This window comes from Hymenobacter latericoloratus (assembly GCF_014199535.1).
GTDB lineage: Bacteria > Bacteroidota > Bacteroidia > Cytophagales > Hymenobacteraceae > Hymenobacter > Hymenobacter latericoloratus.
The window spans coordinates 153,665-175,966 of record NZ_JACHNV010000004.1 but is presented as its reverse complement, the minus strand read 5'-3'; the positions used below and the strand labels follow the sequence as shown (position 1 = coordinate 175,966).

The window sequence follows — 22,302 nt, the reverse complement described above, 5'->3', positions numbered from 1 at the left end:
ACCTAAAACACGTCCCGCAGCCTATCGAGCAGGGTACCGGCGAAGGGTAGCACAAAGCCAACAATACTCAGGGCCAGGGGCGTAGCCTCCCGGACGATAGGCAGCACCTGCGACTCGGCTACCAGCTGCGGGGAAACCAGTTGCAACCCGGCCATGCCAATACCGTGCAGCAGCAAACTCAGACCCAGCACCCACTTGAGGACACCGCTGGCAGCTCCTCCCAGGCTGTCCAGCAGCCCGAGCGGGGTAAGATGCACGGCCGTCCGGATAAAGCTGCTGAGCAAATGAACTCCCCAGCCAATGGCGGCAAAAACCAGCACAAATGACACCAGCGGCAGCAAGCCGAAGGCCTCACCCGCATAGTGCCGTACCAGCGGAATGGCATCGTTGAGCAGGGCCAGTCCGCCTATTACGCCCAGCACCAGGGCCAGCAACGAGGCTACCTCCAGCAGCAAGCCGCGCCGGTAGCCCTGCACTGCCCCAATGCCCAGCGGAATAAGCAGCAGAATATCGAAGCCGGACATGGAAGGAGAATGTGAAAAATGTGCGGAATGAGACGAATGTGAGCGACGCGAGCTTTGATTGTCAGCTAAATGCCCGTCAGATTTCACATTTCGCGCATTTACCCCTATTTATCACATTCTTCCCATTACACATTCGTATTGTTGAGCAGGTTGTTGACTACCTGAGAAATCTGACGGCCGTCGGCCTGGCCGGCCAGCTCGCGGGCGGCTACCCCCATTACCTTGCCCAGGTCGGAGGGGCCGGTGGCGCCTACCCGCTGGATAATGGCCACCAGCTTCTCGACCAGGTCAGCTTCGGAAAGCTGCTGGGGCAGGTACTCTTCGATAATGGCCAGCTCAGCCAGCTCTACTTCTTCCAGGTCAGAGCGGAATTGTTTCTGGTACGTTTCGGCGGCTTCGCGGCGCTGCTTGGCGGCTTTGGTCAGCAGCTTCATCTCGGCATCGGGGGTGAGGGCGGCGCCGTGCTGCCCTTCGGCCGTTTCAGCCAGCAGAATCTGCGACTTGATACTGCGCAGAGCAGTCAGGCGCACTTTGTCTTTGGCCAGCATGGCCTTTTTAATATCTGCGTCGATGGTTTCTTTCAGAGCCATAGCTAGGGGGATAATGGAGGTGCAAGATTACGGCTTATTCCTGAATACGGGGCTGCCGGCCGGGTTTTCGGGCAGCGCTAGGGCGGCCAGCAGGCCGGCAGCATCATCTACGTAGAGCGCCAACTCGCGGGCATTCCGGCGCAGGCCGTAGGGCCCCAGGAGGGGCTGAGGCGCGGCGCACACCAGCAGCAAGTTGGGCGGCGTGAGCAGCGGGCGGGCCAGGTTCAGGCGGCCAGGGGCCGGGGCGGGGGTATCGGGCAGCAACTGCGCCGCCACCAGCACCGCACGGGGCAGCCGCACCGTCCAGAAAAAGCCGACGCGCACCACCAACTCTTGTTCAGCCGTTAGCTGCACCGGCAGCAGCCGCACGGCCCGCACGTGGGCCAGCAGCACCAGCAGCCCATAGAGATGCACCAGCAGCGCAACTCCGGTCCCCACTGGGCTCCAGCAGGCCAGCAGTAGGTGTAAGGTCCCCATTTCGACCCCCGACAGCAGCATGACCGTACCCACGTACGCCGTAAAGGCCGAATTCTGGTAGTTGGTGAACACCCGGCTGCCGGCAGCCACCACCGGCTGGGCCCGCCAGCTGAGCAGGCCGTAGTAAAACAGCAGCAACTCAAATACCAGCGGAGCCAGCGGCCGGCCAAACACCTGCCGGAAAGCGGCTGTGAGCCGCTCCGCTACTTCGGGTGTGTGGCGGCGGGCGGCGCGGTAGGCCCGTTGCAGCCGCCGCAGGTTTAGCAGTAGCAGCGCCACCGTCAGGGTTTCTACTACTCCCAGCACCTGCCCGGCCCACTGCACATACTGCTGCTGGGGGCCCGGAATCAGCCAGTAGCCCAGCCCTACGGCAGCGCCAAAGGCGGCGGCCACCGTGCTGAGCGGCAGCCGGTAAGGGCGCACCACCAGCAGGTAGAACAGCACCGGCAGGCCTACCAGCACGTCGAAGCTCGCGGCGGCCGGCAGCAGGGGCTGCCGGGTGAACACCGGCTGCCGCACGATCAGCCATTCCAGGCCGATAACGGCCAGCAGCAGCAAGCCAAACCCCAGCGCGGGTCGGGCAGAAACAGGAAGGCGGATTACCATAGGTACCTCAACTAAAATCGGCCGGCGCTGTTGGGGCTATGTATCTTTGACCACGTACTCACCCTCAGTGCCGCTTTTGCATATGACCAAGCTCAGCGTAAATATCAACAAAATAGCCACCCTACGGAACGCCCGCGGCCACAACCGCCCCGATTTGCTGCAGGCCGCCCGCGACTGTGAGCGGTTTGGGGCCCAAGGCATTACGGTACACCCCCGCCCCGATGAGCGCCACATCCGCTACCAGGACGTGCGCGACCTGAAGCGTATGGTTACTACGGAACTCAATGTGGAAGGCAACCCTACCCCCGATTTTCTGGACCTAGTGCGCGAAGTGCGCCCCGAGCAGGTGACGCTAGTGCCTGACGCTCCCGATGCCATTACCTCCAACGCCGGCTGGGACACCGTCCGGCACCAGGAGTACCTGCAGGATGTAGTAGCGGACCTGAAAAGCTTGGGCGCCCGCGTCAGCATTTTCCTGGACCCCGTGCCAGAACTAGTGCGGGCCGCTGCCAGCACCGGCACCGACCGGATTGAGCTTTATACCGAAGACTACGCCCGCCGCTACCACGCCGACCGGGAACAGGCCATCCGGCCCTACCGGGAGGCGGCAGAAGTGGCCCTGGAGTTGGGCCTGGGCCTCAACGCCGGCCACGACCTGGACCTGGACAACTTAGCCTACCTGCACCAGAACCTACCAGGCCTGGCGGAGGTTAGTATTGGTCATGCCCTGATCTGCGACGCCTTGTATATGGGACTGGAAAACACCATCCAGCTCTATCGGCGGCAGCTGCAGTAGTCCGGCGCTACCTCCTCTCTTTTCCTACGCCCAACTCCTGGGTTGGTATTCTCTGCTATGCCTCGTCTTTCTTTGCCCGACTTCCTGCAAGGCCCCGCCGAAGCGCCCATTCTGGATGTGCGCGCCCCGGTGGAGTACACCCAGGGACATATTCCCGGGGCCCTGAGCTTTCCGCTGTTTTCGGACGAGGAGCGGGCCCGCATTGGCACCACCTACAAGCAAATGAGCCAGGAGAAAGCCGTGCTGCTCGGGCTGGATTTCTTTGGACCACGCATGAGCCAGATGGTAAAGCAGGCCCAAAAACTCGCCCCGCACAAGCAGGTGCGGGTGCACTGCTGGCGAGGCGGCATGCGCAGCGGTGCTGTACTGTGGCTGCTGGAGCTGGCCGGGTTTCAGGTGCAGCTCCTGAACAAAGGCTACAAGGACTACCGCCAGTGGGTGCTGCAGGAGTTTGGGAAGCCGCGCGCGTTGCTGGTGCTGGGCGGCCTCACCGGCTCGGGCAAAACTGATGTGCTGCAGGCGCTGGCCGCTACCCAGCAGCCGGTGCTGGATCTGGAAGGGCTGGCTAGTCACAAAGGGTCGGCTTTCGGCAGCATTGGCCTCCCCCCCCAACCCACGCAGGAGCAGTTTGAGAATGATGTGGCCGCCGTGCTGGCAACGCTGCCGGACGAGGTGCCCACCTGGGTTGAGGACGAAAGCCGTACCATCGGGAGCGTGCACGTTCCTACCTCCCTGTTCACCCAGCTTCACTCCTCCCCTTTGCTGGTGCTGGAAATTCCGCGAGAGGTGCGGGTACGCAAGCTGGCCGAGGAATACGGCCGGCATGACCCGGCCGCGTTGGCCGCCAGCATCCTAAAAATCCGGAAGCGGCTGGGCGGACTGGCTACCAAAGAAGCGTTGGCCGCCATTGGGGAGGAGGATATGGAGAAAATGGTCAGCCTTGTGCTTGATTACTATGACCGTACCTACAGCCACGGCCTCGAAGGCCGCCGGGTAGTGCGCGTTACCTCCGAAACGGCCGACCCACTGGTAAACGCCGAGTTAGTGCAGCAGGCGGCGCTACGGGCTGGTTTCCTGGCCCCTACCCCTTCGGAACAGGCCAACCCCAACAGCTAAAGCAGCCTCCCGCCTACCCCTTCATTCGTATCCTTTTCTTCTATGTCGCTCGCCCCCGAAACCACCAACCCCATTCGCCTGACCCAGTACAGCCACGGCGCCGGCTGCGGCTGCAAAATTGCGCCCAAGGTGCTTGATCAGATTCTGCACACCAGCATTCCGCAGCCTCACCACGATAAGCTGCTGGTCGGCAACTCCTCCCGCGACGACGCGGCCGTGTACGACATTGGCGGCGGGCAAGCCCTGATCAGCACCACCGACTTTTTTATGCCCATCGTGGATGATGCCTACGACTTTGGACGCATTGCCTCGGCTAACGCTATTTCCGACGTGTACGCCATGGGCGGGCGGCCGGTAATGGCCATTGCCGTGCTGGGCTGGCCCATTGATAAGCTGGCGCCCGAAGTGGCCCGCCGTGTTATTGAGGGTAGCCGCAGCATCTGCGCCGAAGCGGGCATTCCGCTGGCCGGCGGTCATAGCATCGACTCGCCGGAGCCGATTTTCGGGCTGGCCGTGACGGGCCTGCTCGACATCAACAACCTTAAGCAGAATGATACTGCCACGGCCGGCTGCGAGCTGTACCTAACCAAGCCGCTGGGGGTAGGCATGCTCACCACGGCGCAGAAGCGCGGTATTCTGCAGCCCGAGCACGAGCAGATTGCCCCGCGCAGCATGATGCAGCTCAACAAGATAGGTGAGGCCCTGGGCCAGCTTACGGCCGTACGCGCCATGACCGATGTAACGGGTTTCGGGCTGCTGGGGCACCTTGCCGAAGTGTGTGAGGGTAGCAACCTCACGGCCGAAGTGGAGTTCAGCAAAGTGCCGCGCTTACCCGAGGCCGAGCAATACCGCGCCCAGAAATCTATTCCGGGCGGCACGGTGCGCAACTGGGATTCCTACGGCCATAAGATTGGGGAAATTACCGAGGAGCAGCGCCAGTGGCTCTGCGACCCGCAAACCTCCGGCGGGCTGCTGGTGTGCGTAGAGCCGGCGGGTCGTGCCGCCGTGCAGGCCCTCTTTGCCGCGCATGGCCTTGGGCTGGAGCCCTTTGGGCGGCTGCGGGCCCACACGGCCGGGGAGCCCTGGATTCTGGTCCGCTAAGCTGGTGCCGGCATGAAGCTGCTGCCTTTTCTGCGGCCGTTGCTGGAAGCAGCGGCCGCCATTGCCCTGATGGCCGTAGGGCTGCGCATCATTACCAATTTTTTTACCCGCAACAGCCGGGTGTACCGGCCCACATTTCTGCGCCAGCTGGCACTGCTGTTCTGGCCGCTGCTGTGCCTGGGGGTAGGTATGCCGTTTCTGGTTTCCTTCTTCTACGTGAGCACGCTTTCCGCCTTCGAGTTGGTGCTGCTGTCGGCTATAGCCTCGATAGTGCTGGGGTTTTCATTGCCGGCCTTTTTGCTGCACAGCCAGTACTACGCCCGCAATCTGCACACTACCCTGGTCTTTGATCCCAAGCAGAATGTGCTGGAAGTGTATGAAGGCCGGGTCAGGATTCCGTTCGGCAAGAAAGACCTTACGCGGGTGGAGCGCGTCACCTGCCAGTCAAACCGGTTGTTCTGGAGTCGCTACACCTACCTGAAACTTTACCTGCAAACCGGCGAAGTACTCACGCTCACCTCTCTGCTCACGAATCTGGAGCCGGTGACGGAGTTTCTGCGCAACACGCCCCTGGAAAAAAAGCAGCGCTGGTTCTGCTGGGCCTGAGCCAACTGCCGTCCCGGGGGCGTTCAATCTTCTGACACAGAAGCTGAACTGTATCCATATTCGGTTGCCTGCAACGTTATATTTCATAGCCACCCCTCTATATTACGAAATCTAATTGCCGCCCCTCCTATTGGAAGTTCCTCCTGGAACTCCAGCCATCCTATTGCCTACCGTTGCTGATGCAGCGCTTATTCTTTAGCTTCTTTCTGTTCTGCGTTGCCTGTACGACGGTAGTGGCTCAAACCGCTACGGAAACGAACCTGCTGCGCCTACTACGCACCCAGCCCCCCGATACCGGCCGGGTGCGGCTACTCAATGCCCTTTGCTACGAGCTGCACGACAACGCGCCTACCCGGGCGCTACGCTACGGCGAGCAAAGCGTGGCATTGGCCCGCAGCATCCAGGACCAGCAGGGCCTGCTGCGGGGCCTGCTCAATCTGGGTAGCTGCTACGCCAACCTGGCCGATGGCCCGTATGCGCTGGAGCTTCAGCAGGAAGCCCTCCAGTTGGCGCGTCAACTCAATGACTCCGACGGCATTGTGCGCAGCTATGCCAGCATGGGCGGGGTATACCACGAGCGCAACGACACGGCGGCCGCCTTACTTAACTACCGCCGGGCGCTGGAGCTGGCTTACCAGCCCGGCGTGCGGGTGCGGACGCAGCTCATGCTGTTCGGCAACCTGGGCAACCTCTACTTTTACCTGCGCCGCCGGCCGGAGGGGCTGGTGTTTATCAGGCGGGCCCTGCAACTGTCCCGCCGCACCGGCGACCGGGCTGGCGAATCGCTATACCTAGCCGATTTGGGCTCTTTCTACTTGCAGATGGACCAGCTGGAAACGGCGGAGGGGCTATTGCGCCAGGCCGTTACCCTGGTAGAAAGCCTGAAAAGCCACCGCTTCGAGGCCGGCCATCTGGAGCTGCTGGCCACGGTGCTGCTGGTGAAGGGCGAGCTGGATGAGGCCGAGGAGCTGACCCGGCGGGCCCTGGGGCTGGCCCGCCGCATTAACTACCAGGAGCGGGTATTGGATGCCTACAACCTGATGGCCGAAATCAACGCCAGCCGCAGCCAGTTTGAGCAGGCCTTCGAGTGGCAGAGCCGTTTTCGGGACCTGAATGACAGCCTGAACAGCCGTTCCCGCGTGCAGACCCTGACGGCCCTGCAGACCCGCTTCGAAACCGCCGAAAAAGAAAGCCAGATCCGGCAGCTTATGGAGCGTAGCCGTAGCGCGCAGCAGCGCACCCGCGCCTTGTGGGGTACCATTGCCGCGCTGCTGCTGGGCCTGGGTGGGGTAGGCCTGCTCTACGTAAAGCTCCGCCGGAGCCGGGCGGCACTGGCGGCTAACCACCGGTTTCTGGAAGAAGCCTCGCGGGAATTGCGCCAGCTGGCCGCCTCCAAAGACCGCCTGTACGCCATTGTGGCCCACGATTTGCGCGGTCCGGTTACCTCCTTCGCGGGCGTTACGGAGCTAATTGACTTCTACCTCAAGCGCGGCGACGAACAGGGCCTGCGCCGGCTGCCGGACCTGGTTCGGCAATCGGCCCACCAACTTAATCACCTGCTCGACAACCTCCTGAACTGGGCCGTGAGCCAGACCGGGGAACTGGCCTTCCGCCCCGAGCGCCTGTCCGTGGATGACCTGCTCAGTCAAGTAGGGCAGCTGTACGCCAACACGGCCGAGGCCAAGCAGCTAACCCTGGCGTTCGGCGCATCGGAGGAGTTGGCCGTGTGGGCCGATGCGCACATGACGCAAACAGTGCTGCGCAACCTGGTTGGCAATGCCCTGAAGTTTACCCCACCGGGCGGCACCATCTGCTTGTCGGCGGAGGCACTGCCGGGCTCCGGCGTACGGCTGAGCGTGACCGATACGGGCCCGGGCATGGAACCAGCGCAGGTGGCGGCCCTGCTCACTGATAGCGGCCCCAGTGCTCCGCTCCGGCGTGGTCCCCGCTCCGGCACGGGCCTGGGCCTGCTGCTGTGCCGGGCCTTTATGCAGCGGCAAGGGGGTAGCCTCGACATCCGGAGCACGCCCGGGCAGGGAACTACGGTGGCTATTACCCTGCCGGCGGCCCGCACCGGCGGGTAAGTCCGGCACGCGTTCCTACTGGCAAAGTCTGCATCTTTGCAGGGTTATGCTGCAACTTCACTTTCGCGAAATGGGGCAGGGCGCCCCGCTGGTTATTCTGCACGGCCTGTTTGGCACCCTCGACAACTGGCAGACGCTGGCCCGGCGCTGGGCCGAGGCCGGCCACCGCGTTATTGTTGTCGATTTACGCAACCACGGCCGCTCGCCCCACGCCCCGGAGCACACTTACGCCCTCATGAGCCAGGATGTGCTGGGCCTGTTCAACCAGCTCCAACTCGGCCCCGACGCAACCCTGATGGGCCACAGCATGGGCGGCAAGGTGGCCATGCGCTTCGCCCTCGACTACCCCCAGCAGCTGGGCAAACTCGTGGTGGTGGACATTGCCCCGCGCTTTTCCGACATGCGCCACCAGGATGAAATTGTGGCCGGCCTGAACGCCGTGCCCTTGGCCGCCCTGGAAAACCGTCAGCAGGCTGACGAAGCTTTAGCTCAGTACATCCGGCAGGTAGATGTGCGCCAGTTTCTGCTTAAAAACCTTTACCGCCGCGACGACAACTCCTTTGCCTGGCGCCCCAATCTGGCGGTGCTGACCGCCGAAATGGAGGACATCGGGGCCGAAATCAGCGCCGAGCAACCCTTCCTGAAGCCAACCCTATTTATCCGGGGCGGCAAATCGGACTACGTGACTACCGAGGACAAGCTCTACAGTATCCCAACGCTGTTCCCGAACTCGCAGGTAGAAACCGTAGTGGACGCGGGCCACTGGGTGCACGCCGAAAAGCCGGAGGAAGTTTTCGGGTTGGTGAAGGCCTTCATTGAACAATAAGCGGCAGGCACGTGAAAGGCACACTCTACCTCATTCCTACCGTGCTGGCCGAGGACACGGCGGCCCAGGTGCTACCCCCGCAGGTGGCGGCCCAGGTAGCTGGTCTGTCGTATTTCTTGGTAGAAAACGCCCGTACGGCGCGGCGCTTCATCAAGAGCGTGGCCCCGCAGCAGGTAATTGAGGAGCTGCGCGTCAGCGTCATCGACAAGGACAGCACCGAAGCTCAGATTCAGGCGGCCCTGGCCCCGGTAGCGGCCGGCCAGCACGCCGGGGTTATTTCTGAGGCGGGCTGCCCCGGCATTGCCGACCCAGGCGCTGAGCTGGCCCGGCGGGCCCACCAATTGGGTATTCGGGTGGTGCCACTGGTGGGGCCTTCCTCTCTCCTGCTGGCCCTGATGGCTTCGGGTATGAACGGACAGAGTTTTGCTTTTCACGGATACTTGCCTATTGAGCGGGCCAAGCGCGTGGCCGCCCTCAAAAAGCTGGAGCAACAGGCTTTGCAGCAGCACCAAACCCAGCTATTCATCGAGACGCCCTACCGCAACCTGCCCCTGCTGGAAGACCTGCTCCAGACCCTGCACCCCGGCACCCGCCTGTGCGTAGCCGCCAGCCTCACCGCCGCAAACGAGTTTGTGCGCACAGATACCATAGCCGGCTGGAAGAAAGCCGCTCTCCCCGACATTCATAAACAGCCTGCGGTTTTCCTGATTGGCCAGTAAGGCGAAATGTGTATTTCGCCTTACTACCCCATGCACACGAAAAAGCCTGCTGAACTCAGTTCAGCAGGCTTTTTCGTGTGCATGGGGTAAAATCTACTTCAGAAGCTGATACACCAGCAGGGAAGAAACGTAAGCTAGCCCCGTCATGTAAAACATCTGGAGCAGGGGCCACTTCCAGCCTTTAGTTTCGCGGTAAGTGGCGGCCAGGGTGCTCATGCACTGCATGGCAAATACATAGAACACCAGCAGCGAAAACGCCCGCGCCGGCGTGAAAAACGGCTGCCCGCTCTCGTCTTTTTCGGTAGCCAGCTTTTGTTGAACCGTCAGCTCGGTAGCGTCCTGACCCACGCTGTAAATGGTGCTGATAGTGCCCACAAAAACTTCGCGGGCGGCAAAGGAAGTCAGCAGGGAAATACCAATCTTCCAGTCGAAGCCCAGCGGTCGGATAGCCGGCTCGATGAAGTGCCCAAAATGGCCGGCGTAGGAGCTTTCCAGCTTTTGCGAGGCAATCAGGCTTTCGGTTTCGGCGGGGGGTAGGGCCTGCGTAGCGGCGGTAGCCCGGGCCGTGCGCTCAGCCTGCTCCATGGCGCCGGAAGGGCCATAGGAGGCCAGTACCCACAGAATCACGGAAATGGCCAGAATCACCTTACCCGCCTGAAACACAAAGGCTTTCACCTTCTCCAGAATAGTAAGGCCCACGTTCTTCCAGCGCGGCCAGCGGTACACCGGAAACTCCATGATAAAGTAGCTCCGGTCTTTGGTGCGCATCAGCAGCTTCATGGCCCACGCCGAGCCCACGGCCGACACGAACCCGAGCAGGTACAAGCCCATCAGGGCCACGCCACGCAGGTTAAAAATGCCCAGCACCGTCTGGTCGGGCACGACTAAGCCAATGAGCACGGTGTACACCGGAATGCGGGCCGAGCACGACATCAATGGCGTCACGAAGATGGTGATGAGCCGGTCTTTGCGGTTCTCAATGGTGCGCGCGCTCATGATGGCCGGCACAGCGCAGGCCATGCCCGAAATCAGGGGCACCACGCTTTTGCCGTTCAGCCCAAACTTGCGCATGATGCGGTCCATCATGAACGTAACGCGGGCCATGTAGCCGGTTTCTTCCAGCACGGCAATAAAGGCAAACAGCAGGGCAATCTGCGGAATGAAAATTAGCACCCCGCCCAAGCCGGCCAGAATGCCTTCCGTCAGCAAGTCAATCAGTGGGCCGTGAAGGTGGTCCTGGATGGTGCCGTTCAGCCAGGCCACGCCAGAGTCAATCACCTCCATGGGGTAGCTGGCCAGCTCAAACACTGCCTGGAACAGCAGAAACAGCACAGCCAGAAAAATCAGGTAGCCCCACACCTTATGGGTCAGCACCCGGTCGAGGCGGTTGCTGTAGGGCTCGTTTTTCTCCGTGCGCGTCACCGACACGCAGTTGAGCAGAATCTCGTTGATGCGCTGGTACCGGTCGATGGTTTCCTGGGCCTGCCGCGCCGTGGGCTCAAAGCCGTACTGCTCCGTCAGCTCCTGAATATAGGCCCGGTCGTCGGGGCTCAGGAAGCTGATGTGCCGGTACTGGTGGGCGTAATGCAGGGCCAGGTAATCGTTGTGCAGGTTAAAGTAGTAGCGGATCTGCCGGATCATGGGCAGCAGCTCCTCATCAGGCACGTAGAACCGAGTAGCGGGCGCATCCAGGGTTTGCGCCATCACTATTTTAAGGGCGGCAATGCCTACCCCCTTCCGGGCGTTCATCGGGATGATGGGCACACCCAACTCCTCCTGCAACGTGGCCACATCAATCCGGACGCCGTGCTGCTCAGCCACATCCATCATGTTCAGGGCCAGCACCGTAGGCAAGCCCATATCGGCTAGCTGGGTAAACAGCAGCAGGTTGCGGCGCAGGTTGCTCGCGTCGGCCGTTACCACCACAAAGTCGGGGTACTGGTCACTGCTCTGGTCATAGAACAGATCAGTGATGACCTTCTCATCGAGGCTCTTGGGGTAGAGCGAGTACGTACCAGGCAGGTCAATAATTTCGGCCCGGTGCTGGGAAGTCAGCTGGCTGATGCCCGTTTTGCGGTCCACCGTCACGCCCGGGAAGTTGCCTACCTTCTGGTTAAGGCCCGTGAGTTGGTTGAACAGCGAGGATTTACCCGAGTTGGGGTTGCCAACCAGCGCAATGCGGGTCAGCGGGCCAGGATGGCGCAGGGCACTTCTTTCCAGTTGGGCTGCCGATACCCCCACGCCGGCCCGGCCGGAAAGTAATTGCCCGCCTGCCATGTACGCTGGTTATTTCAAGAGAATAGTTGCCGCCTCACTTACCCGCAACGACAACGTGTAGTCTGCCATGTCGCCTACCACCACCGTGATGGGGCAACCCAACGGCGCCCGGCTGTTGAGCCGAACCTGCGTACCCGGAATGCACCCCATCTCCAACAGCTTCAGTGCCATTTCGGGGTCTTTCAGGCAGCAGATGGTGCCGCTCTCCCCCAGTTGGAGGTCTGTCACGCTGCGGGGCGCGGCCGGCGACGGGGTAAGAGTGGAACGCTTCGACACGGGTGGAGTTATTTAGATTTACTTCAAACAAAGGTACCACCCTTTTAGGTTTCGGCCAAAACCAGCTTTTCGCTTGGGCGCGACATTTTGTTGCTCCTGCCCAACGCATAATTGTCTGATTTGTAATTATTCCGAAGACAAATTGCATTGGTATAAATATTCTCAGAGTACTTGCATGTAATGCCCAGATTCATTGTAATTTTGGCATATCCATATACTGTCTGCATATGCTTCAACGCGTACTTTCCCTTCTCTTCTTTGCTTTGCTTCTGCCGGCACTGAGCTTCGCTCAGGAGAACAAAATCTCGGGCCGCGTCGTCGATGAAAAGACCAAGGAGCCTATTCCCTTCGCCTCCATCGGCCTGAAGGAAGAACAAACCGGTGCCCTGACCAACGAGTACGGCTACTTCCAGATTGCCATGCCCGAGAAAAACCCCCAGGACTCGCTGGTAGTGGTAGCGCTCGGCTACTTCCACCGGGCAGTGCTGATCAAGCCCGGTATTAAAATCCAGGACATGATCATTGAGGTTCCCAAGCGCGCTATTGCCCTGAAGGAAGTAAAAGTGGTCAGCAGCGCCAAGATCAAAAACCTGGACCTGGGCTCGAAGTCGAGCACGCCGGGCGAAGGCATGATTCAGGGCATGCCGGGCAGCCAGTACGCTTTCTTCGTGAAAAACGACAAAGGCAAAAAGCTGGGTAACGTGCGCTCGGTATCGTTCTACATTGGGGAAAACGGTTTTCCGCGGGAGCCTTTCCGGGTGCGTCTCTACAAAGCTGACGGCAACTACAACTCGCCCAACACCGACCTGCTGACCGAGAACATCGTAGTATCGGCGCCGAAAGGCGGCGAGTGGTACACTATTGACCTGACCCAGTACAACATTGAAGCCCCGACGGAAGGCTTCTTCGTGGCCATGGAGTGGATTGTGAGCGGCGACAAGTTCTACACCACCAACTTCATGGACAACTACACGCCCTACGGCCAGATTCTGCGCCCAACTTTCGAGTTCAAGGAAAGCCGTACCTGGAACTACACCATCGGCCGGGGCTGGAGCCTGATTACCCTGGCCAACAACGGCCAGCGCTACAACGCCATGATCCGGGCCGAGGTGGATCAGATTAAAGACTAAACTGCAGATTGTCGCTGATTAATCTGACTTCGCTGATTGCAGTAAACAGAAATACCGCCTTTGGCAAAAAAGGCCGCCTCACACTGTGAGGCGGCCTTTTTGGTTTTTAGAATGCTGACTGGTTCTCTGGTATTGCGCCGTTAGCAATCAGCGAAATCAAGAAAAGCAGCGGCAGTCTGCGATTTTACTTGCGCACGGCAATTTCTACGCGGCGGTTTTCCTGGCGGCCGGCAGCCGTGGCGTTGGAAGCAACCGGTGCGGCTTCGCCCATGGGCTCCAGGCTGATTTTGTCGGCGGCTACCTGACCGTTTTTCACGAGCCAGTCGCGCACGGCGGCGGCGCGCTGGGCGCTCAGCTCGCGGTTGTAGTTTTTGTCGCCGCGGGCGTCAGCAAAGCCCATTACCTGGATGTCTTTGCCACGGTGGCGGCGGGCAATAGAGGCGCTGATTTCGGACAGGGCGCGGGTAGCGGTAGGCTTGATTTCAGCTTTATCCGTGTCAAAAAGTACTTTTTCCTCAAGCCCGTACACATTGTATTGGTCGTCGCCGCGTACGCTCACTTCGGGCAGGTCAATTTCTTCCAGCTTCACGTCGGCCAGCTTGGCTTTGGTCATGTCCCAGGCATTGCTGACCGCATTACCGGCTTTGTCGGCGGCGTTACCGGTGGCCGCCGTAGCATCGCCAGCGGCGTCAGCTGCCGTTTGCCCGTCGCGGTACACTACGGCAGTATCAGCAGTAGCCTCCTGGGGCTGGTCTTTTTCTTCGGGCTTTTTCAGATCAGAGCAAGAAGCCAGCAGCGTGGTAGCAGCCAGCAGGGAAAGAAGGTGCTTTTTCATGGTAAAGGGGAGATTAAATAAACGAGATACGTAGTACGCAGATTAGCCCCTCAGGTAGGTCTTTCCGCAAAAAATCAGGGAGTTTTCTTCTGCGTCAGACTGACAATCCACTGGCGGATGACTTCTTCCGCTTCGGGCGAGAAGCTTTCCTTGGGCACTCCATTTACCAGCGGCCAGGTGGAGGCATCGCTCTGGAACAAATGGTTGACACCGGTAAGCTTGCGGCTGGTAACGGCGTTGTTGCCCCTGAGGGCCTTGCTTAGGGCAGTCAGGTTGGTCTCGGGGGCTACGTTCAGGTCGGCGGTGCCATTGAGCAGCAGCACGGGGCATTTTACCTGGCCCAGTTTGGGCAGCGGGTCAAAGGCCAGATAACTGCGGTAGCGCCGGGTAGTTAGTTCTACAGCGCCGGCCCGGGCCGTAATGGAATCGACCGACGGATTGGTCTGGCGGATCATGTTGGCCACGATGGCACGGGCCTGGGCAGCGTTGGCCGTATTCTGAATAATTTCCATAATAGCCTGCTGGCGTTTTACGGCGGCCTCTACCTGGGCCTCATCGGCCCCCAACGATTTGAGGGTGTTAGCCTGCTGCTCCACTGCCAGCGGAGCTCCCCGCTGCCCGTGCGCCGCCAGGGCTACCACAAAGTTGGGGGGTAGCGGCTGCGCGGCGGTCAGCAGCGCCACGTTCCCGCCCAGTCCGTGCCCGATTACGCCGAGCTGGCTCAGGTTGATTTCGGGCCGAGTGCGGAGGTAGTTAAGAGCCGCCTGCACGTCGGTGACGGTTTCCTCCACGGTAGCCAGAATGCCGCCGGTTTCGCCGGCTCCGCGGCTATCAAACCGCAGCACGGCAATGCCGCGGCGCGTGAGGTAGTCGCCCAGAATGCCCAGTAGGCGGTAGTCGCCCACGGTTCCGTCACGGTCGTAGCCGGCATCGTCGGCAACCAGCACCACGGCCGGAAACGGGCCTTCGCCGGCCGGTACCGTCAACTGGCCGCCAAAGCGCAGGTCGGCGGCGGTGTTAGTGTACTGCACGTCTTCTTCGCGGTAAGGCGGGGTCAGGCGGGCCTTAGGAGCCGTACTGATGGGCGGAGGAGCGTACTGCAGGGTCATGGGCACGGAGTAGCCGGGCTGCTTCCAGGTGCCCTGCACTTCCTTGCCGCCCGGTAGCAGCTGGCCGGTGAACTGGCTGCCCACGTCTTCGGCCTCAAATACTACCGTGTCGCCGTGGGTAGTGACGGTTACGGGCAAGCGGCTGATTTTTTGCAGCGGTACATCGAGGGTCGCGAAGTAGGAGCCGTTGGTCAGGCTTACCAAGCGGAATACCACTTCCAGTTGGCCCCCTGGCATTTTCAGAGGGCCTTTCCAGAAGCCCTCCAGGGAGGCGGCGGCCGCAGCCGGCCGCCCCCCCATGAGCATAACGATACTCAGGCCCAACAGCAGGCGGCCCAAACGAAACAGATGGTTCATGGCAGCTAGAGCAAAAATGCGTTGGCTGGTGCTAGAGGCCCAGGTTGTACACGGCCTTCAGGTAGAAGTACCGACCAGTAAGGGGCATCTGCTGCGACTGATAAGGCAGGATATCGAAATCGTAGGGCACGTTGACGGGGCGGCCGTAGGTTTGCTGGAAGTACTGGCCGTACTGCTCCAGGGAGGCAAACCCATCGGGGGCGCGGCCCTGGCGGGCGGCCTTGCTGATGTGGTCAGGGTAGACGTTAAACACGTTGTTAACGCCCGCCGTCAGCTGCAACCCTTTGGTGGGGCGGAAGGCTACCGTTAAGTCGGTAGTGGCTTTGGCCCGGAAATCCAGGAACACGCTACCCTCATCCAGGCCGTCGAAGTTGAAGTCGTAGGTCTGCACCCGGCCGAAGTAGAAATTGCGCATCAGCACGCTGAACTTGCCCAGGTCATAACCGGTGCTCAGGATAAGCTTGCTGGCCGGGTTGCCGGTGGTCACCAACGACAGCTGGCGCTGGTCGATGTAGTTGTTGCCGGGCTTGTTGTCGATTTGCAGGGCCTGGAACTGGCTGGGCACGTGCAGAGTCCGGATGGTGGTCTGGTTGAAGTTGGCGGCCAAGCTTAGGTTAAGCGTGCCCCGGCCCACGGCGTTGCGGTAGGTTACCACGGCGTCGAGGCCGCGGGTGCGGGTATCGGCGGCATTGGTAAAGAACTGGGCGTTGTCGGCGTTGGCCGCGGCCAGGGCCTGGTTCAGGGCCGGGCGCGCGCCGGTGGTATCCTGGCCAAACTGCCCGGAAAGCAGAATCCGGTCGTCGATGTCAATCTGGTAGGCGTCCAGGGTCAGCGTCAGAGCGGGGGTAGGCGTCACAACCAGGCCCGCGCTGATGTTGCGGGAGCGTTCGGGCTGGAGCTGGCCAATGCCGGCGGCCGCCGCTACCTCGCTTTGGTTATTAAAGATGCCGCTGTACTTGGGGCCGGTAGAGGTGGGCAGCAGCGTGAGCTGGCGGTACAGTACCTGCTGCAAAGCCGGGGCCCGGAAGCCCGTGTTGAAGGCGCCCCGCACAGCTACGGCCTTCGCCAGCTGGAGGCGCGAGGCCACCTTGTACGTAAAGGCCGAGCCAAAGGAGTTGTAGTTCTCGAAGCGCAGAGCGGTTTCTACCATCCACTGCTTGGTGATGTCCGCTTCCACGTCGGCGAAGGCGCCCACGTTGCGGCGCGTGCCGCTGATAGTGGTACTGGGGTCAAAGCCAATAAAGCCCTGGGCCCCGGCCGAAGCATCGGCTTTGCCCTTGCCGTAATCAAAGTAGGAAGCTTCCTCGCCGGCCAGAATGGAATACCGGTCATGGCGCAGCTCGGCCCCGAACGCCACGTTCGTACCGGCCAGGGCTTTCGGGAACAGGCGGCTGAAGGTAGCGTTACTCACGTTTTGGGTGAAGCGCAGCCCCCCCGCCTCAAACTCGGTGGGCGAGGCACTGCCCAGGGTGCTGTTCAGGGTGTTGGTTACATCGTAGCGCATCTGGTTGCGGCCCACCACGTGGCTGAGGTCCAGGTTCCATTGGCCCAGCGTGAAATCGAATCCGGCTACGGCCGAAGCATCGTGAATGCGGGTGTTGATGTGGGGCTGGTAGCCCAGGGGGAAAATGTCGTCCACGATGTCGGCGGAGGCAGAGGCGGGTAGTACCCACGGGGCCACGGCCTCGCCCCGACGGAAGTTGTAGCCCCCGAACGAGTACAGCCGGATTTTCTCCGACAGCGGCATCGACAGGTTATACACGCCGCGCAGGTTGCGCATCTTAGCGTCGCCGTTCTGCTGCTCGAAGTCGGCGTAGGTTTTGCCCGAAGCGGCCATCATCTGGCGCTCTTCCTCGGCATCATACGAGAAAACGGGCCAGGAGGCAATGTCGCGCTGGGGCCGGCGGGTGGTGGCGCCGCGGTAGTCGGCATCGGCCGTCAGGTTCAGGAAGCCTTTTTTGCCCAGTTTCAGCCCTTGGTTCAGGCTCAGCAGGCCCGTGAGGCCGTCGCCGGCGCTGGTAATACCCGTGCTCAGCAGGGCGTTACCGCCGTGGTTGTCTGATTTCAGGTTGATGTTGATTACGCCGGCAATGGCATCGGAGCCGTACTGGGCCGCTGCACCGTCGCGCAGCACTTCCACCCGCTCAATGGCGTTGGTGGGCAGCGTGTTCAAATCATACCCTACGCTGCCTAGCCCCCGGCTCCCGAGCAGGTTAATCAGGGAGGTAGTGTGGCGGCGCTTGCCGTTTACCAGCACCAGGGTCTGGTCGGGGGCCAGGCCACGCAGGCTAATGGGGTCCACATGGTCGGCGCCGTCGGCCGAGGTTTGGCGGGTTGAGTTGAACGAGGGCACAACGTGGTGTAGCACCTGGGTCAGGTCGGTCTGGGGCACCAGGGGTAACAGCTCGCGCATGTCAATCACGTCCACGGGCACCGTCGATTCCAGCAGGGTGCGGTCGGCGCGGCGGGTACCTACGGCTACCGTAGCCACGGGCATAACCGTCACGAAGCGGCTGGGCTTGTCGGCTACCAGAAATACGTTGGTCAGCAGTTGAGTACGGTAGCCCGACTGCGCAATCTGGATGGTGTAGGGGCCACCGGCTAACATGGCCGGAATGCTGAAAGCGCCCTGGTCATCGGTGGTGGTCGTGCGGCGGATGCCGGTGGGCAGGTGAATGGCAACTACCGTCGTAGCAGGCAGCACCTCCCCTTTGTCAGAGCTAACGGTCCCGTTGATTTCAGCTGTGGGAGCCACTGTCTGGGCTCGGGCGGCGGTGAAGCTCAACAGTACCCAGGTAGCCAATAAGAAAAACCGGGTAAAAATTGGGGGCATAAACAAACTGTATAGAGTGGGAAAATCCTGTAATCCCGAAATGATTCACAGGTATCCCAAAGCTAGACAGAATATCTATATAGCGTATATTCCTAAGTTACATTTGTATTATATAAATTCAAAATCCATAAATAGAACAAATAAACACCTGGAAAAATCATGATATATCATGATTTACACTGGCATAAATCCAATTCATTTTCTCTGTTTTTCAGGCTTATTCGGCAACAAATACCCGTTTTACTCGCTCACTCACGTTCGTGAGCAGCTCATACGGGATGGTACCGATGCGTGCGGCTAGGTCGGTTAGGGGTACATCTTCGCCGAATACCACAGCGGAGTCGCCGGCCTGGGCTTCCGGAATGGCCGTCACATCCACCATGCACATGTCCATGCACACGTTGCCGATGAGCGGAGCGCGGCGCCCCCGAATGACGACTTCGCCTACCCCATTGCCGAAGCGCCGGTCGTAGCCGTCGGCGTAGCCAATGGCCAGGGTGGCAATGCGCCGCTCGTGGTCGGCGGCTTGGCCGCGGCGGCCGTAGCCCACGGTAGCGCCGGCGGGTAGCGTCTTGATTTGAGAAACAGTGGTGCGCAGGGTACTCACCGGGCGCAGGGCATCGGGCTCCTGTCCGCTGGCCTCTACTCCGTACAGGCCGATGCCCAGCCGTACCATGTTGTGCTGGGCCTCCGGGAAGCGCACAATTCCGGCCGAGTTGAGGGCGTGCTGCAGGATGGGGTAGCCCAGGGCCTGCTCCAGCTGGGGCGCCATGCGCCCAAATGCCGCCAGTTGCTGGCGGGAAAAGTCGTTGTGCTGGGCCTCGTCGGCACCGGCCAGGTGGGTCAGGGCACTGGCGACGCGCAAGTGGGCGGCGTTGGCCTGCAAAAGCTGGCAGAGTGCGGGCAAATCCTCTTCCGCGAAGCCCAGGCGGCGCATGCCCGTATCGAGCTTGAGGTGAATGGCCGGTAGGGCCTGCTCGCGGGCCGCGGCCAGGTAGTCGTGCAGGCGTTCGAAGGAGTAGATTTCTGGCTCCAGGTGGTACTGGCGCAGCTTCTGGAAGGCATCGGGCGAGGGGTTCATCACCATAACCGGCAGGCTGATGCCGTGCTGGCGCAACTCTACCCCCTCATCGGCGTACGCCACGGCCACGTAATCGACGCGGTGAAACTCCAGCAGGTTGGCTACCTCGTAGGAGCCGCTGCCGTAGGCAAAGGCCTTCACCATCACCATCAGCTTCACGCCGGGCTGCAGGCGGCGGCGGTAGAAGTTGAGGTTGTGCACCAGGGCATCGAGGTTTACTTCCAGCACCGTGCCGTGGATTTTCTGCTGAAACGCGGCCACAATCCGCTCGAAGCCGTAGCGGCGGGCCCCCTTCACCAGAATCAGCTCGTGCCGGAACTGCTCGGGCTGGAAACTGGCCAGGAAGGCTTCGGTATTGGGGTAAAACTCGGCGGCCAGACCCTGAAAAGCCGCGCGGTACTGGCTGATATCGGGCCCAATGCCAATGAGGCGCTCTACCCCGTGGGCGGGCAGCAAAGCCGCCGCCCGGGCGTACAGCTCGGCCCCGCCCAGCCCCGATTCCAGCACGTCGGAGAGGATAAGGGTGCGGCGGCCGCGGCGGGGCTGACGGGTCAGGGCATCAAGGGCCAGGCGCAGGCCGGCCAGGTCGTTGTTGTAGGTATCGTCGAGGACGTAGCAGTCGTTGAGGGCCTGCTTCATTTCCAGGCGCATGGCCACGGGCTGGAGCCGGTCGAGGCGGCGCTGGATTTCGGTAGGCGCTACCTGCCGCCACAGCAGCACCGCGAGGCCGTGCAGGGCATTTTCCACCGAAGGCTCGTCGGCGAAAGGCAGCGTGAAGGTGTACTCCTGGGGGCGGGGCCGGGCGCGCTCCACCCGCACCACGGTGCGGTCGGCGGAGGCTTCGTGAATGATGACAAGCAGGTCGGCTTCCTGGGCGTCGTAGCGGGCGCGCTGCCGCGTCCAGGCACTGAGGATGGTGCGCCCGGGCCGCAGCTGCCGGCGGGCGGCAGCGTGCACCAGGGCGTGGTCGGCGCAGTAGAACAGCGTGTCCACGTCCTCGAACAAGCGCATTTTCTCGGCTACTTTCTCCTGGGCCGAGGCAAAGCCGGCGTCATGGGCCGTACCCAGGTTGGTGAAGATGCCCAGGGTAGGCTGGATGATGCGGGCCAGACGCGCCATTTCGCCCGGCTCCGAAATACCGGCCTCGAAGATGGCCAACGTGTGCGTTTCGTTCAGCTCCCACACGCTCAGGGGCACGCCCACCTGGGAGTTGTAGGAGCGCGGGCTTTTGCAGATCAGCTCATCAGGACTCAGCAGCTGGGCCAGCCACTCCTTCACGATGGTTTTGCCGTTGGAACCCGTAATGCCGAAAACCGGCAGGTGAAAGCGGCGGCGGTGGTCGGCGGCCACCGCTTGCAGCGCCACCAGGGCATCGGGCACCAGCAGCAACCCAGCCTCGGGGTAGGCCTCTGCTCCACCCGGAATGGCAGCTTCCGCATCCACCACAAACAGCCGCACGCCGGCCTGGTACAGCTCGGGCAGGTAGCGGTGGCCGTCGTGCTGGGGGCCGCGCAGGGCAAAGAACACGCTGCCAGCCGGCGTGGTCACCCGGCGACTATCCAGGAGCAGGCGGTGCACCGGTGCGGCTGAGGTCGGGAGCTGAAGCAGGGCACCGCCGGTAAGAGCGGGCAGGTCGGAGAACTGAAGCATAGCAGCGCAAAGGTAGAGCGGAGCCGGGGGAACCGGGCTGACCGACACTGGGAAACGGGGTAGTAACAAGTCGGCCGCCGCGTTTGTCTGCCGCTCCGGCCGTTCCGGTCCGACGCCTCCGGCGTCGGACCGGTTGACGCCCGAGCCGCTTGCGCCGCCAGAACAGCATCTGCCTACCCCCTCCACGGCCGCAAACCCTATCGGCCGGAAGTCAGCAACGCCAACCGGCCGGACGCCTCCGGCGTCGGGCAGGGGTGCGGGGTAGCGTGGCCGCACGAATGGGTGAGCCGGGTGTTAAGGTCGAGGCGCGGGGTAGGAAAGCAGGCGTCGCGGTATCTTTGCCGGCTAGTACCCTTACTTTTTCATTGTTGAAACTCTCGCGTCATCATCTGGCCGCCCTGGCGGCTTTTCTTATTTGGGGCTTTTTCCCGATTCCGCTGCGCTGGCTGGCCGGTTACGCCAGCGGGCAAATTCTCTTCTTCCGCGTTCTGATTTCCCTGGGGCTGCTGCTGCTGCTGCACGGGCTGGGGCGGCGCGCGGCCGTGCAAGCCGTCCGGCGGCAGTGGCAGGCGGCTCCCGCGGCGGAGCGGCGGCGGTTGGCCCTTACCACGGGGGTAGGCGGTTTGCTGCTGACTTCTAACTGGCTGCTCTTTATTTATGTAGTAAACCAGGTGAGCGTGCAGGCCGGCTCGTTTGCCTACCTCATCTGCCCCATCCTGACGGCCTTGCTAGGCGTTGTGGTGCTGGGCGAAATACTACGCCTCAATCAGTGGCTGGCCATCGGGCTGAGTGCGCTGAGCTGCGCCCTGCTGGGCGCGGGCGAGGTAAAAACGCTGCTGATGAGCCTGGTAGTGGCCTCCACCTACGCCGCCTACCTCATCAGCCAGCGCCGCCTGCAGGGCTACGACCGGCTGGTGCTGCTGACGGTGCAGCTGCTGCTGGCGGCCCTGCTGATTCTGCCGGTGGCGCCGCTACTCGGGGCTCAGCCCCTGGCCGGGTTTCAGGATGGGCACCTGCTGGCCGTGACGGCCCTGCTGAGCCTGGGCTTTACCGTGGTGCCGCTGTTTCTGAATTTGTACGCCCTGAACGCGCTACCCTCGGGCACCGTGGGCATCATGATGTACCTGAATCCGCTGGTGAGTTTTGCGCTGGCCTTTCTGTATTTCGGGGAGCGGGCTACTACCCTCCAGGTGGTTGCCTACGGGGTCATTTTGCTGTCGGTGGCCCTGTATAATCTTGCTTTCCGGCGCCGTACCCCATCAACAAACCCCTAAAAACGGGTACCTTCGGGCTGCCAGGCCGGGCCGTG

Annotated in this window: 18 protein-coding genes; 9 read left to right on the top strand and 9 right to left on the bottom strand. The window is 61.6% G+C overall.

Annotated features, from left to right (window positions below):
* Positions 1–2: 2 nt before the first annotated feature.
* The 3 genes from GGU46_RS15215 to GGU46_RS15205 form a co-directional block, all read right to left on the bottom strand.
* Positions 3–524, bottom strand: a complete 522-nt coding sequence (locus tag GGU46_RS15215) for a CvpA family protein (RefSeq protein ID WP_183404423.1) — start codon at positions 522–524, stop codon at positions 3–5.
* 125 nt (positions 525–649) lie between these two features.
* Positions 650–1,114, bottom strand: a complete 465-nt coding sequence (locus tag GGU46_RS15210) for a GatB/YqeY domain-containing protein (RefSeq protein ID WP_139924746.1) — start codon at positions 1,112–1,114, stop codon at positions 650–652.
* A 27-nt stretch (positions 1,115–1,141) separates the two neighbouring features.
* Complete coding sequence (locus GGU46_RS15205; protein WP_183404422.1) at positions 1,142–2,197, bottom strand: hypothetical protein; 1,056 nt, start codon at positions 2,195–2,197, stop codon at positions 1,142–1,144.
* An 82-nt stretch (positions 2,198–2,279) separates the two neighbouring features.
* Here GGU46_RS15205 and GGU46_RS15200 point away from each other — a divergent pair, with 82 nt between their 5' ends.
* From GGU46_RS15200 to GGU46_RS15170, 7 genes are all read left to right on the top strand, one after another.
* Positions 2,280–2,993, top strand: a complete 714-nt coding sequence (locus tag GGU46_RS15200) for a pyridoxine 5'-phosphate synthase (protein ID WP_183404421.1) — start codon at positions 2,280–2,282, stop codon at positions 2,991–2,993.
* A gap of 57 nt (positions 2,994–3,050) precedes the next feature.
* Positions 3,051–4,109 carry a tRNA 2-selenouridine(34) synthase MnmH gene (gene mnmH / locus GGU46_RS15195; protein ID WP_183404420.1) on the top strand — a complete coding sequence of 353 codons (1,059 nt, stop codon included), beginning with the start codon at positions 3,051–3,053 and terminating at the stop codon, positions 4,107–4,109.
* Between the two features lie 42 nt (positions 4,110–4,151).
* On the top strand, positions 4,152–5,210 hold the full coding sequence (gene selD / locus GGU46_RS15190; RefSeq protein WP_183404419.1) for a selenide, water dikinase SelD: 1,059 nt from the start codon (positions 4,152–4,154) through the stop codon (positions 5,208–5,210).
* Between the two features lie 12 nt (positions 5,211–5,222).
* Complete coding sequence (locus GGU46_RS15185; RefSeq protein ID WP_183404418.1) at positions 5,223–5,816, top strand: hypothetical protein; 594 nt, start codon at positions 5,223–5,225, stop codon at positions 5,814–5,816.
* 179 nt (positions 5,817–5,995) lie between these two features.
* Entirely contained in the window at positions 5,996–7,900 is a 1,905-nt protein-coding gene (locus tag GGU46_RS15180) for an ATP-binding protein (RefSeq protein WP_183404417.1), read from the top strand.
* A gap of 46 nt (positions 7,901–7,946) precedes the next feature.
* On the top strand, positions 7,947–8,726 hold the full coding sequence (locus tag GGU46_RS15175; RefSeq protein WP_183404416.1) for an alpha/beta fold hydrolase: 780 nt from the start codon (positions 7,947–7,949) through the stop codon (positions 8,724–8,726).
* Between the two features lie 11 nt (positions 8,727–8,737).
* Positions 8,738–9,445 carry an SAM-dependent methyltransferase gene (locus tag GGU46_RS15170; protein ID WP_183404415.1) on the top strand — a complete coding sequence of 236 codons (708 nt, stop codon included), beginning with the start codon at positions 8,738–8,740 and terminating at the stop codon, positions 9,443–9,445.
* Between the two features lie 93 nt (positions 9,446–9,538).
* Here GGU46_RS15170 and feoB read toward each other — a convergent pair whose 3' ends face one another.
* Positions 9,539–11,722 carry a ferrous iron transport protein B gene (gene feoB / locus GGU46_RS15165; protein WP_183404414.1) on the bottom strand — a complete coding sequence of 728 codons (2,184 nt, stop codon included), beginning with the start codon at positions 11,720–11,722 and terminating at the stop codon, positions 9,539–9,541.
* Between the two features lie 9 nt (positions 11,723–11,731).
* The gene (locus tag GGU46_RS15160; protein ID WP_139924755.1) at positions 11,732–11,998 is read right to left on the bottom strand and encodes a FeoA family protein; all 267 of its coding nucleotides are present in this window, start codon (positions 11,996–11,998) and stop codon (positions 11,732–11,734) included.
* A 227-nt stretch (positions 11,999–12,225) separates the two neighbouring features.
* Between GGU46_RS15160 and GGU46_RS15155 the strand changes: the two genes are divergently transcribed.
* Entirely contained in the window at positions 12,226–13,128 is a 903-nt protein-coding gene (locus GGU46_RS15155) for a carboxypeptidase-like regulatory domain-containing protein (protein WP_139924756.1), read from the top strand.
* Positions 13,129–13,312: 184 nt separating this feature from the next.
* Here GGU46_RS15155 and GGU46_RS15150 read toward each other — a convergent pair whose 3' ends face one another.
* From GGU46_RS15150 to GGU46_RS15135, 4 genes are all read right to left on the bottom strand, one after another.
* A complete protein-coding gene (locus GGU46_RS15150) occupies positions 13,313–13,963 on the bottom strand; it encodes an OmpA family protein (RefSeq protein WP_183404413.1) in 651 nt (216 codons plus the stop codon).
* Positions 13,964–14,037: 74 nt separating this feature from the next.
* On the bottom strand, positions 14,038–15,429 hold the full coding sequence (locus tag GGU46_RS15145; protein WP_139924758.1) for an alpha/beta hydrolase family protein: 1,392 nt from the start codon (positions 15,427–15,429) through the stop codon (positions 14,038–14,040).
* Positions 15,430–15,460: 31 nt separating this feature from the next.
* Complete coding sequence (locus GGU46_RS15140) at positions 15,461–18,262, bottom strand: TonB-dependent receptor (protein WP_183404412.1); 2,802 nt, start codon at positions 18,260–18,262, stop codon at positions 15,461–15,463.
* Between the two features lie 217 nt (positions 18,263–18,479).
* Positions 18,480–20,993 carry a bifunctional UDP-N-acetylmuramoyl-tripeptide:D-alanyl-D-alanine ligase/alanine racemase gene (locus tag GGU46_RS15135; RefSeq protein WP_183404411.1) on the bottom strand — a complete coding sequence of 838 codons (2,514 nt, stop codon included), beginning with the start codon at positions 20,991–20,993 and terminating at the stop codon, positions 18,480–18,482.
* Positions 20,994–21,361: 368 nt separating this feature from the next.
* On the opposite strand from GGU46_RS15135, the gene GGU46_RS15130 reads away from it, so the two are divergent.
* Positions 21,362–22,267 carry an EamA family transporter gene (locus GGU46_RS15130; protein WP_183404410.1) on the top strand — a complete coding sequence of 302 codons (906 nt, stop codon included), beginning with the start codon at positions 21,362–21,364 and terminating at the stop codon, positions 22,265–22,267.
* Positions 22,268–22,302: the final 35 nt, after the last annotated feature.